Origin of the sequence: Brevundimonas denitrificans (genome assembly GCF_030160755.1) — a bacterium.
Taxonomy (GTDB): Bacteria; Pseudomonadota; Alphaproteobacteria; order Caulobacterales; family Caulobacteraceae; genus Brevundimonas; species Brevundimonas denitrificans.
Genome location: NZ_BSOY01000076.1, coordinates 1 through 11,845 on the forward strand (window position 1 = coordinate 1; position 11,845 = coordinate 11,845).

11 protein-coding genes and 1 tRNA gene are annotated in these 11,845 nt (G+C 67.8%); 1 reads left to right on the forward strand and 11 read right to left on the reverse strand.

Features of this window, described 5'->3' with window-relative positions; all coding sequences use genetic code 11:
- The 10 genes from QQJ79_RS13270 to QQJ79_RS13315 all read right to left on the reverse strand — a co-directional run.
- On the reverse strand, nucleotides 1-2,228 hold a 2,228-nt coding region (locus QQJ79_RS13270), incomplete at its 3' end, for a two-partner secretion domain-containing protein (protein WP_284223398.1).
- A 52-nt stretch (nucleotides 2,229-2,280) separates the two neighbouring features.
- The gene (locus QQJ79_RS13275) at nucleotides 2,281-3,912 is read right to left on the reverse strand and encodes a ShlB/FhaC/HecB family hemolysin secretion/activation protein (RefSeq protein WP_284223399.1); all 1,632 of its coding nucleotides are present in this window, start codon (nucleotides 3,910-3,912) and stop codon (nucleotides 2,281-2,283) included.
- A 525-nt stretch (nucleotides 3,913-4,437) separates the two neighbouring features.
- Nucleotides 4,438-5,280 (reverse strand): universal stress protein, encoded by an 843-nt coding sequence (locus QQJ79_RS13280; RefSeq protein WP_284223400.1) that lies wholly within the window; start codon nucleotides 5,278-5,280, stop codon nucleotides 4,438-4,440.
- A gap of 105 nt (nucleotides 5,281-5,385) precedes the next feature.
- Nucleotides 5,386-6,132 carry a Bax inhibitor-1/YccA family protein gene (locus QQJ79_RS13285; RefSeq protein WP_284223401.1) on the reverse strand — a complete coding sequence of 249 codons (747 nt, stop codon included), beginning with the start codon at nucleotides 6,130-6,132 and terminating at the stop codon, nucleotides 5,386-5,388.
- Nucleotides 6,133-6,193: 61 nt separating this feature from the next.
- Nucleotides 6,194-6,322, reverse strand: a complete 129-nt coding sequence (locus QQJ79_RS13290) for a hypothetical protein (RefSeq protein WP_284223402.1) — start codon at nucleotides 6,320-6,322, stop codon at nucleotides 6,194-6,196.
- A gap of 203 nt (nucleotides 6,323-6,525) precedes the next feature.
- Complete coding sequence (locus tag QQJ79_RS13295; RefSeq protein ID WP_284223403.1) at nucleotides 6,526-7,134, reverse strand: carbonic anhydrase; 609 nt, start codon at nucleotides 7,132-7,134, stop codon at nucleotides 6,526-6,528.
- Nucleotides 7,131-8,117 (reverse strand): TerC family protein, encoded by a 987-nt coding sequence (locus QQJ79_RS13300; protein WP_284223404.1) that lies wholly within the window; start codon nucleotides 8,115-8,117, stop codon nucleotides 7,131-7,133. Before QQJ79_RS13300 ends, QQJ79_RS13295 begins: the two co-directional genes overlap by 4 nt.
- Nucleotides 8,118-8,328: 211 nt before the next feature.
- Complete coding sequence (locus tag QQJ79_RS13305) at nucleotides 8,329-8,799, reverse strand: TerB family tellurite resistance protein (RefSeq protein ID WP_284223405.1); 471 nt, start codon at nucleotides 8,797-8,799, stop codon at nucleotides 8,329-8,331.
- A gap of 97 nt (nucleotides 8,800-8,896) precedes the next feature.
- Nucleotides 8,897-9,082: a YdcH family protein gene (locus tag QQJ79_RS13310; RefSeq protein ID WP_284223406.1), complete on the reverse strand. Its 186-nt coding sequence runs from the start codon at nucleotides 9,080-9,082 to the stop codon at nucleotides 8,897-8,899.
- Between the two features lie 209 nt (nucleotides 9,083-9,291).
- The gene (locus QQJ79_RS13315; protein WP_284223407.1) at nucleotides 9,292-10,161 is read right to left on the reverse strand and encodes a LysR substrate-binding domain-containing protein; all 870 of its coding nucleotides are present in this window, start codon (nucleotides 10,159-10,161) and stop codon (nucleotides 9,292-9,294) included.
- Between the two features lie 97 nt (nucleotides 10,162-10,258).
- Here QQJ79_RS13315 and QQJ79_RS13320 point away from each other — a divergent pair, with 97 nt between their 5' ends.
- Nucleotides 10,259-11,233, forward strand: coding sequence for a sodium-dependent bicarbonate transport family permease (locus QQJ79_RS13320; protein ID WP_284223408.1), 975 nt, complete (start codon nucleotides 10,259-10,261; stop codon nucleotides 11,231-11,233).
- A 222-nt stretch (nucleotides 11,234-11,455) separates the two neighbouring features.
- On the opposite strand, the gene QQJ79_RS13325 is transcribed toward QQJ79_RS13320, so the two are convergent.
- Nucleotides 11,456-11,532, reverse strand: a tRNA-Arg gene (locus tag QQJ79_RS13325).
- Nucleotides 11,533-11,845 lie beyond the last annotated feature (313 nt).

Genomic DNA, 11,845 nt, shown 5'->3' on the forward strand with positions numbered 1-11,845 from the left:
GTTTCATACGCCGGCATTCGCACGCCGGAGTCGACGACCACCAGATCGAGGCCCGGCGTCGGGGTCACTGTCGGATAGGTCACGGTCGGATAGGGCCGGAAGGGCGGCGCGACCGGCGGGGGCGTGGTCGGCGGCGGCGGAGGCGGCGGCGGCGGCGGCGGCGGCGGCGGCGGCGGCGGCGGCGGCGGAGGAGGAGGAGGAGGAGGAGGAGGAGGAGGCGGCGGCGGCGGAGGCGGCGGCGGCGCGGCGCCGATCGTCCCGCGTGTCCGGAAGGTGGATACGCAGCAGGATCCGGCCAGGGCGTACAGGTGGGCGTTGGCGCCCGCGAGGGTGTAGCCGCTGTAGGTGATGCCGACGTCGGCGCCCGCCGTCGCCGAATCGAACGTCGCGGTGGCGCCGGGCAGGGCCACCAGGGTGACCCCGGAGGGGAGGCCCGAGGTCGCCGTGGTCCTGAACCCGGTCAGGATGGTCGCCGTCGTCCCGTCGGCGACCCGGCTGCCGTCGGGAAACAGCAGCATGCGCTGGGTCAGGGTCGCGCCTTCCGTCAGGGTGAACCGGGTCGAGAAGTCCGTCGGCGTGGTGTAGGAGACCGGATTGTAGTTGATGGTCACCGGGGCGTTGGTGACCGTGACCCGCGGGGCCAGCGGGCTGAACACGATGGTTCCGCCGTTCACGCCCGGACCGGTGCCGTCCGCCCCGGCGATCAGGGTCAGGCCGACGGGCAGGCCGAGACTCTGGCCGACGATGGTGCTGCCCCGGGTCAGGGTGATGGCCGCATCGATATGAACGTCATGCCCCGCGCACAGGGCGATGTTGCCGTCGGTCGTGGTGATCGCATGGTAGACGTTCACATTGCGGCCGGCCTCCAGCAGGACGCTGCCGTTGACCGTGGTGATGGGCGCGTTGACGTTCACGTCCCGGCCGCAACAGGCGACGAGATTGCCATTGGTGGCCGTGATCGCGGCGTTGATGTTGATGTCCCGGTGGGCGTTCAGCGTCAGGGTCGTCGGGTTGGACGATGCGGTCCAGGCGATCGCGTCGTTGATGTGAATGTCGCCGTTGCCGGGCTGACTGGCGCCGGGGCCGGTCAGGGTGCTGATCACGACATTGGTGGTCACCAGCTGTGCGGACAGGGTGGCTCCGGAAATATTGCCGCCGGCGCCGACGGTGAAGTCCGCCGGATCGATCAGCCAGGTGCCGGTGTCGCCATGCGGCGCATCCGTTGTGATGCGGGTTCCCGAGGCGATGTTCACGGTCCCCGCCGAGGTTTCGATGAAGCCGCCGTCGCCGCCGTCGGGCGCGCTGGCGTCAAGGACGCCGCCCACGTTCAGCACGCCGCTCGACATGTCGCCGAGCAGCAGGATCACGCCGTTTCGCTCGCCGATCGTGCGGGCCTGGATCACGCCGGTGTTGTTCACCACCGTGCGGAGCAGCTCGCCCGCGCCCTGGGCCGTCATCACCACCCGCCCGCCGTCGGCCTGCATCATGCCGCCGTTCTGGACCAGGGCGTTGGCCGCGCCCCGATCGACGACCACATTGAGCAGTCCGTCCCCGGCGACGTCGAGCGTCACCGCCTCTCCGGCGGCGAGGACGATCGTGCCGAGATTGGCCTGGATCAGACCCTCGTTGCTGACGCTGCCGCCCAGCAGCGCCACATAGCCGCCGTTCGCGACAATGGAGCCCTGGTTGAGCACGACGCCGGATCCGGATCCGGTGAAGCGATAGTCGCCGGCCATGAAGTCGGCGTCGGTCATGTCCAGGGTGGAGGCGACCAGTCCGCCGACGTTGACCTGCGAGCCCGGAGCGAAGAGCACGCCGTTCGGGTTGATCAGGAACACCTGGCCGTTGGAAGTCAGGCTGCCGAAGATCGCGGATGCGTCGGGACCCAGCACCCGGTTCAGGGCGACCGAGCTGCTGTTCGGCTGGACGAAGACGACGCTGCCGCCCTGGCCGATGGAGAAGGTCTGCCAGTTGATCGCCACGTTCTGCGTCGACTGGTTGATCGTCATGGTTCCGGGGCCGGTGGCGATGGTCGCCCCGCCGGTGGTGACCGATCCGCCGGTCGGAAGGGTCTGGGCCTGGGCCGTTCCTCCGAAAGACAGGGACGCGGCGAGTCCGGCCACGACGAGGCCCGCCAGGGCGGTCGAGGCGGACAGGGCGTTCCGGCGGGCGCGCACGACGCTGCCCCGCTTCTGGGCGCCGCCGATCTGGTGTGGGAGTCCGGTCATCAGAACGTCCTTGTCTCGAGCGGTGTGGCGGGAAAGGCGGCGGGGGCGGTCATCAGAACAGCTTGACGATCTGGAACCACACGCGGCCGCTGTCATCGGGCCCGGAGGTGGCGATCTGGTCGCCGAGCCGGTGGGCGTAGGTCACACGAACGAGCAGATCGTCCGGCCCGGACCAGACCACGCCGGCGCCGACGCCGCTGCGTCGGGCGTGATTGGATCCGGTGAACCAGGGGTCATGGGAGAAGTCGACCTCGCCGGCGTCGACAAAGCCGATGAGCTGGAACCGGCCCGGCAGGGATGAGGTCCACTGGCCCAGCGCGAGTCGGGCCTCGACCGTCGCGACATAGCCTTCGTCGCCATAGGCCTCGCCTTCCGGATAGGCCCGCACCGCATAGGCGCCGCCCAGCTCCATCTTTTCGGAGGCGTCGAGATTGTCCGTGGCCATCTGGCCGCGAAGCGAACCGTAGAGCGACAGCGGACCGCTGACGGCCTGCAGTCTGGAGACGGCGTACTGCAGCTTGTTGAAGCCGCCCTGGGAACGCGCGGTGACCGCGTCGGCGGCGCGCTCGAGCGGGCTTTCGATGTCGAGCTCGCCGGACGTCCAGGACCATGAGGCGGCGTTCCAGCCTCCGCCGCCGAACCCGTCGCGGGAATCGCCGCGCAGGCCCACGGTCAGCGCCCGGATTTCCTTGTCGGATACCTGGGAGACGAGGCCGATCTCATCGCTGAGGAATTTGGCGTCGTAACTGGCCAGGGCGTAGAGGTTGGCGTTCCGCGAGCGGATCAGGGGATAGCTGGCGAAGACGCTGAAGATGTCGGCCGTGCCGCCGGCGTCGAGGACCTCGAACTCGCGGCCGAGGTCGTACTGCATATGCGTGTAGGCGACGCCGACCGTGGCGTCGCCAAGCGGCGCCTGCCAGGCGGCCCGCCCGTAGGCCAGGCCCTCTGTCGAGGCGAGCAGGCGCAAGCTGATCAGGTCGCCGATGCCGGTCAGGTTGGCGAAATTCACCGACCCGCCGAACCGGTAGGCGCCGGTATAGCGATTGCCGGCGTTGTCGGCCTCGAGGCTGCCGAAAATCCGTGGCGCGCGGGTGAGATCGACCGTCAGATCCGAAGAGCCGACCTCCGCGCCCGGCGACAGGGTCGAATGGACGGCGACGCCGGGGATGTCCGACAGCAGCAGCAGGCGGCGTTCGAGCGGCGCGATCGCCACCGGGGCGCCGGCGTTCAGGCCGCTCAGAACCCTCCCGGCCACGGCGTCTGACACGCCGGACTGGTTGCGCAGCTCGATCGCGCCGTAACGGCCCTCGACCACGGCGATGGTCACCGTGCCCTCGACCACGTCCTGGGCGGGCAGATAGGCCTGGGCCAGCACATAGCCGCGGTCATTGTAAAAGCGGGTGATCCGCGCCGCCGCATTGCGCAACTCAGGCAGGGTCAGGTCGCGGCCCGGGGTGAAGTCTGCGGCGGCCACCAGCTCCGCTTCGGTAAACAGGGTCGCGCCCGTCACGCGCAACGCATCGACGCGGATGCTGGACCCTTCGGCCACGGCGTCCACTGCAGGGTCGGGCCGCTCGATGCGGATGTCCGGCGCGGGTCTCCGGGGGACAGCCGCGGGGGGAATTTGCTGCAGCTGCCCGGCCGCGGGCGGTTGCTGGGCGTAGGCGTTTTGGCCAGTCGCCAATAGCGCAGCTAGAACAAGACTCGATCTCAACATGGCCGCCTCGAAGTGACGCCGCGGTATCAGGGCGTAACGGCTCTCACGCAGCTCGGAGCACGCACGTAGGTCAGGCTGGATGATCGATTCTGCCGGCGATGATCTGAGAAATTGCTCCCGCAGATGCGGGTTAATTCCAGTTCGCCAATAATAAAGACCTTAGCATTTTTGTGTATTAACAAGATATGAATGTCTTGTTCACGCAAGATTGTGAAATACACAACGAGTGCCGACTTTATTGGTTCCTCGTATTCAGGTCGAATATTGGCAATAAAGTAGCGGATTTTTGGCTGCGCCACGATTAGGCGTGAGAGTGGTCAGGCGCCGCAAGGCGGTCGCCAATCTCCAGCCTCACCTGAAGGCCAGCAACAGAGGCTGCAGTGATTCTGCCGGCCGTCGAGGTTGCAGATCGACCGCCCTCGCGCCGTGACTGTCCGGCGCCGAACCAGTCGCTGACGAACGGCCGCCGTCCCCGAAAAGGGTCGGGCAGGCCTAGTGCGACAGCATCAGAGGCGTCCTGGGGTCGTGCAACATATGCTCCGTGGCGCCGCCCAGAATGAACTCTCTTGCCCGCGATTGGCCATAGGCGCCCATGACGAAGAGGTCCGGGCGACGCTTGGCGAGATAGTCCTCGAAAACCAGCCCTATGCGTCGACCGCCCGCATCGACCTCGTCGATAATGGCGTTGACGCCGTGCGCCGCAAGATGACGCACAGCGTCCTTGCCCAGGCCAGCGCGAGCGGAAGGCTTCTCGTTGATCACAGTCAGCACCCGAACTTCCCGGGCCATCCGCAGGAACGGCAAGGCGTCCGCCACGGCGCGAGCCGCCGTCCGGCTGCCGTCCCAGGCGATCACAACGGAGCCGAGGCCGGCGAGAGGGAGATCGGCGACCCCCGGACGGAAGCTCAGAACCGGACGGCCGGAGCCAAAGGCGACCGCCTCTACGATGGCCCGCTGACCATCGGCGTGATCGGCCACGGGCACGATACAGAGATCCCGTGTGCGCGAACGTTCGGCGACACAGGCCCCGACGGCGTAGAGATCCGCCTTGCCGTGAAGAACCTCACCCAGGACGCCGGCCTCGCCGGCCGCGGCGGTGAAAGCCTCAAGCGCCTCCGCGCAGAACCGGCGACTCTTCCGCTCCTCTTCCGCGGCCATGTGGCTGAGACCGATCAGGTGGTCGGCCAGCCAGTTCTTGGGCGCCTGGATATCGACCTCGACGACGAGCGCAGACAGCACGCCGCCTACGGCGGCTGTGAACCGCACGGCCTGGTCGATCGCCTCCGCGGGAGTCGCTTCTGGATAGCTGTCGATCTGAAGGAGAATATCGCGCATCGGCATTTCTGGTCCTCAAGACAGGAGAGTTCGGCGCCACACCCAGCCGTTTCGTGACTGTGACTTCCCTCAAGCGCCCCCGGGGACGCTCGGACTGCGGCAGGCTCACCGGCGCTGGCCGAGGAAGACGAGCAGGAATTGGAACAGGTTGATGAAATCGAGATACAGGCTCAGCGCGCCGAAGCTCGTGGCCGACCCCATGGCGATCCGGTCGCCGCCGAGCTGGTGGTAGGTCAGCTTGAGACGCTGGGTGTCATGGGCGGTCAGGCCCGCGAAGATCAGAACGCCGATGCCGCTGATGGCCAGCATCAGTGCCGAGGATTGCAGGAACAGGTTGACCAGGCTGGCGATGATGAGACCGATCACCCCCATGATCAGGAAGGTCCCGATCCCGCTGAGGTCCCGCCGGGTCGTGTATCCGTAGAGGCTGAGCGCGCCGAAGGCCGAGGCCGTGACCAGAAACGTCGAGGCCAGGCTCTCGCCCGTGTAACGGAGCGCCGTCGCGCCGAGCGAAGCGCCGATCAGCGCCACGACGGACCAGTAGAGCAGGCTCGCCATCCGGGGCGAGGCGCTGCGCACCAGGAAGGCGGAGCCGAGCAGGACAACCAGCGGCGCGAAGGCCAGCCCCATGCCCAGCGGCGTATAGTCGGTCAGCCGCCCGTCAGCGACGACGAACAGGATGTCGCGGACCGGCGTCACCGAAGCGGTCGCCCAGGCCAGACCCGCGGAAACCACGAGGCCGAGACCCATCTTGTTGTAGACGCCGAGCATGAAGGCGCGCAGGCCGGCGTCGACCGACATGTCGGGCCGGACAGCGGGACGATCGCGGAGGGTCGTTTCGAACTTGCTCATGGGTGGATGGGCCTCAGGGTCCGGATGAAGGGTCGAGGGAAAAAGGGAGCCGCCGCCGGGATCAACGGGCGCGCCGCAGGCCGGAGCGAGCCGACCGCACCGCCATGACCAACGATGAGAGCGCGGTCATCAGACCCAGCACCACCAGGGTGCCGTATCGCCTGAGCCGCCGGTTGGGTCTTGCCGCCATTGAGCCTCTCCTCTCTCGAGGGGTGCGCTCTTTCCCAGGGCTTGGGGACTTGGGATGGACCAGACCCCGGCATCGAGCGCACCCGATGCGGTCCGACATCACGATCACAGTGATCGTCAGAGGGGCCCGGGCCGCCCAGTCACATTGAATGCGCCCCACGGAGCCGGCCAATGAGTTGTGCTCATGCGGCCAATAATCAGCGCCTATGAATCCGGCTGGACGGCCGCCAGCTCGCCTGAGGCGATGCTGAACTTCCAGGCCGACAGGGCCAGATGTCCGGACTTTTCGGCCTCCAGTATCCACGGGAAGGTCCTGAGGTTCGCCTGCGACTGTCGGAGCACGGCGTCCTCGATCGCCGCCTCGAACGCCTCGCCGGAGCCCTGCTCGGGCATGGGCCACATCACCGGCTCGGCGATGTCCACCCACGGCCCCAGGAAATCCGGGGCGTTTCGCAGCGGGCCATGGATCATCGCGTGAATGCCGTCACAGCGCGCATGCCCGAGGAGGACGATACGTCGGACCCTGAGGATCTTCACTGCATATTCGAGCGCCGCGCTGGTGCCGTGACACCCGCCGTCGGGGGCATACTCCGGGACCAGTCCCGCGACATTGCGGATGACGAACAACTCGCCGGGCTCGGCGTCGAAGATGGTCTGCGGATCCACCCGGGCGTCGGAACAGGCGATCACGGCGGTGGTCGGCTGCTGGCGCCGTCGAGCGAGTCGGGCGTAACGCTGCGCCTGGCCCGGCCAGACCGATGTGCGAAAGCGCCGGTAGCCCGCCATCAGCGGATCGTCGGGGCCCGGCGTCATGGAGCCGCTGCGTCGGGCGGGGTCGAACGGGTGCGCCACACCGACCAGAGGATCCCCCCTGCGAGGATCGCGAAAGTGATCCCGAGCGAGAGGTCGGCGGGAAACTTCTCCCAGCCCAGCAAATCGGAGATGAAGATCTTCGAACCGATGAAGATGAGCAGGAGCGCCAGCGCGTATTTGAGATAGGCGAAGCGCGGCAGGATGGCCGCCAGCGCGAAATACAGCGCCCTGAGCCCCAGGATGGCGAAGATGTTCGAGGTGTAGATGATGTAGGGGTCGGTCGTGATCGCGAAGATCGCCGGGACCGAATCGACCGCGAAGATCACGTCGGCCACCTCGATCAGGACCAGGGCGAGGAAGACCGGCGTCGCGAACGTCGCGACCCGACCGGTCTTGGGATGAGGCAACCGCACGAAGAACCGTTCGCCGTGCAGCTGTTCCGTGACCCGCAGCCGCTTCTTGAGGAACCGGAGCAGGGGATTGGCGGCAAGGTCATGGGTCTTGCCGGACATGGCGATCATCTTGACCCCGGTCGCGACGAGGAACAGGGCGAAGAGGTAGAGCACCCACGGGAACCCTGACACCAGAGCCGCGCCGCCGGCGATCATGACGGCCCGCAGGACGATGACGCCCAGGATGCCCCAGAACAGGACCCTGTGCTGGTAGAGCCTCGGGATGGCGAAATAGGTGAAGATCATGGCGATGACGAAGATGTTGTCGATCGCAAGGGACTTCTCGACCACGAAGCCGGTGAGGTATTCGATCCCCGCCTGCTGGCCGAGGCTGAACCAGACCCACCCGCCGAAGCCGACGCCGAGGGTCAGATAGCCGAGCGACATCAGCAGGCTCTCACGCATGCCGATCTCGCGGTGCTTCTTGTGCAGGACGCCGAGGTCAAGCGCGAGAAGCACGATGACGAGCGTCAGAAACGTCGCCCACATCCAGACCGGCTTGGTCAGGACGTCCTGGGTCAGAAAATCCATGAAGTCAGGGTTCCAGTTTGGTCCGGCGATCAGACGCGGATGTCAAAGGTGTGCCGGCTGGGTCGGCGTGCGGCCGTGTCGTCGGTGATCGCGCCCGGCGACTCCACGGGGCGTGTCGTCGGCGAACTCCGGTGTGCAGCCACCCGGCATGTCATCTGCGTAAGCTGAACCGCCAGGCCCTGGGCGACCGGCGTCGAGTTAGGACTGATCCTCATCGCCGCCCTCCTTCGCCGGAGATCAGGTCGTAGCGCGCGGGATCGAGGTCCAGCAGCCGGCAGAGGCGCAGAACGACCTCGCGTTCCTCGGCGTCGAAACCGCCGTCCGCTTCCGCGACCGAACACGCCGTCTCGATCAGCAGGTGCGAAGGTCCCGGCTGACCCCGGAGGACGGAGACCGCAGCTTCCGCCGCCGCCTCGCCGTCGTCCGGATCGCGATCAAACCGCATGTTCAGCGCCTCGAACCCGACGGTCACCTCATGCAGTCCGAAGAAGCGGATGCTCGGCGACTGGCTCATCCGGTCGATCATCCGCTTGCGTTCCTGGCCGGTGACCCAGCCGTCAGCCTGGGCGACCAGGGCGCAGGCGGCGACGACCGCATCCATCTGGGCGACATCGCCCACGGTCCAGACTTCATGCGGATCGACCGCAAGCCGTCTTCGCTGGGTTTTGCTTGTTTTGGGCATCGAGCCTCGCTTCGTATCGCCGGCCTGGCAGAGACCGTTTTCCTGGTGGGGGCGAGCGGCCGGCGGCAGGGGGGGAAGACCGCCGGCCCTCCTGGCGCTAGTGCGACGTGGACGACGTCTGGCGACCGTCAAAGCGGGCGAGCCGGTCCTTGATGACCAGCTTCTTCTTCTTGATCCCGGCGACGGTGCGGTCGTCCGGGCGTGGACGTGCTCGCTCGTCCCTCAGCGCCATCTCCAGCAGGGCGTGGAATCCCCGCAAACGGCGCGCCAGCACGATAGACATGGAGCCTCTCCTTCTCTGAAGGGGAGCGCTCGACGCCGAGGGCGTCGGTTCGAAGGGGACAACAAGCCGGACCCGTGATCGAGCGCACCCGATGCGGTCCGACATCACGATCACAGTGATCGTCAGAGGGGCCCGGGCCGCACAGCCAAGGTGCCTGCGACGACCGCCTGCCGCCAATCAGAAGTCCTGATGCGCCCCATAAGCGCGCGTCATGCCGGGATGGGACCGCGTTCCAGCGCCCGCAACACCTCCTGCGCAAGCAGCCCGGCCGGCCCGCCGGCGCCCCGGGCGGAAACCAGGGCGATCTCGCTGTCGGTGAGCGCCGGCAGCGGCGGTCCCAGCACGGCGAGGTCACGGGGAGCCATGGCGGCGGGAAGCACGCCGACGCCGAGGCCGGCGCGCAGGGCCGCCATCTGTCCGGCGAGGCTGGGCGAGGTGAAGGCCGCGCGAAAGGCGACGCCCGCGTCCGCGAGCGCGCCCAGGGCGCGTTTCCGGTAGATATCCGGCGCCGGCGCGATGATCAGCGGCAGCGGCGACGCCTCGATGATCGAGGCGTCGAGCGCCACCCATACCAGCGGCTCGCTCCAGACCCGGACGCCCAGCTCCGGCCCGACCGGCTCGCGCTTGATCAGCGCCAGATCAAGCATGCCCCGCGACATCTGGTCGAGCAGGTTGGCGGTGTAGTCGCAGGTCACCGACAGCTTGATGCGCGGGTGGCTGCGCGCGAACGCCCCCAGGATTCCGGGCAGATGCATGGTCGCGATGTCCTCGGGGGCGCCGAACCGAACCTCGCCCTCCAGATCCCCGTCTCCCAGCGTCGACACGATCTCGTCGTTCAGCCGCAACAACCGGCGGGCCTGCGGCAGCAGCGCGGCGCCCTCTGTCGTCAGACCGACGCCCTTGCCTCCACGATCGAACAGCGGGGATCGCAACTGGTCCTCGAGCCGGCGGATCTGAAGGCTGACGGCCGGCTGGGTCCGGCCCAGCAAGGCCGCGGAGCGGGTGAAGCTGCCGGTTTCGACGACCGTCACGAAGGCGCGCAGCAGGTCGATGTCCAGGTTGACCAGCCGATCGGCCATGTCATTAGCGTCCCTTATAGCCTGCATTAGGTCAATAAACTGGATGCCCGCCCCGGTCGAGGTCACTCGGACCGACCTTCAGCGGACCGGTTGACGCATGCCTGACCTCTCCACCAGCCTGGCGCTTCTGACGTCGCCGGCCATTCTGTTCTTCTTCCTCGGCGCGGCGGCCGCGTTCGCGCGCTCGGACCTGGCCATTCCCGAGCCGGTCGCCAAGGGCCTGTCGCTCTACCTGATGCTGTGCATCGGCTTCAAAGGCGGGGTGGAGGCGCGCGCTGCGGGTTTCAACGGGGATTTCCTGGCGGCGGCTGCGATCGGCATCGCCCTCAGCGCCCTCATGCCGCTGGTCGCATTCCTCATCCTGAAACGGGTCCCGAGGCTTGATCGCCCGACCCTGTGTGCGCTGGCGGCGACCTACGGGTCCGTTTCGGTGGTGACCTTCGCCGCCGGCCAGCAGCATCTGGCCGCCCTCGGCCTCCCGTCGGGCGGCTATATGGCGGCTGTGCTTGCGCTCATGGAGACCCCCGCCATCCTGACGGCGCTGGTTCTGCTGAACGGCGCGGGCCGTGGCGAGCCCGGGCGACGCAGGATGATCCTGAGGGAGGTGTTCGTCGGCGCCGCCTCCGTGATGCTGCTCGGCAGCTTCCTGGTCGGGCTGATCTCCGGCGAGGCCGGCATGGCGCGTCTGGACCTGTTTGTCGGACCGCTGTTCCAGGGGGCCCTGTGCTTCTTCCTGCTCGATATCGGCCTCATCGCCGCCCGCCGGCTGGTGGAGGGCGGACGAAAGCTGACGCCGGGCGTCATCGGTTTCGCCCTCGGTTTTCCGTTGCTCTCGGCGGCCGTGGCCCTGGGCCTGGCGCGACTCGCCGGACTGGAGCCAGGCAACGCCGCCCTCCTGACGATTCTCGCGGGTTCGGCGTCCTATATCGCCGTGCCCGCGGCCATGCGGCTGGCGGCCCCCAGCGCCGACGCCGGCGTGTTCGTCACCGCCTCCCTCGCGATCACCTTCCCGTTCAACCTCACCCTCGGCATCGCCCTCTACACCGCCGCAGCGGTTTGGCTGTGGCCGTGACAGGCGGTGGCGGAACGAACTTTCAGGAGTCGCCGGGGTCGAGAACCGCTCGGCCGTCCGGGCGTAATCGCAATGCAGCGCGTCGAGAGCCTCGGCCCGGGTTTTGGAACAATAACCGAGGGAATTCAGCGCCAGGGCTGCCGCGTGAAGGTGACCTTACACCCGGTTGCCCGAATGCGGTCGAGCCGGAGTTTATCCAACCGTAGGATTGTAAAAGGAAAATGGCGCGCCCGGAACGATTCGAACGTCCGACCCTCAGATTCGTAGTCTGATGCTCTATCCAGCTGAGCTACGGGCGCGCTTGGCCGCGAACGGCGAGGGCGGGTATCTAGCGGAGGCGGGGGCGGGGGGCAAGGGTGTCCGGCGGGTTTTCGGCGATCCTTTCCGGGGGCCCATCGCAGGCGCGGAGGGACGGGGGGTTTCGTTCGCGCGGACGGCGGGCCAAGGTGCGGCGCCTTCCCGCATTCGCCTCCGAGTGAGTTCGCCATGATCGCCTTTCCGCCCCGGCCCCTGCGCGCCGTCACGGCCGCCGTCGTCGCGGCGACCCTGGCACTGGCGGGCTGCGCGGGCGGAACGTCCGGGCCGTGGGCGCCGTCGGGACCCGCAGCGTCT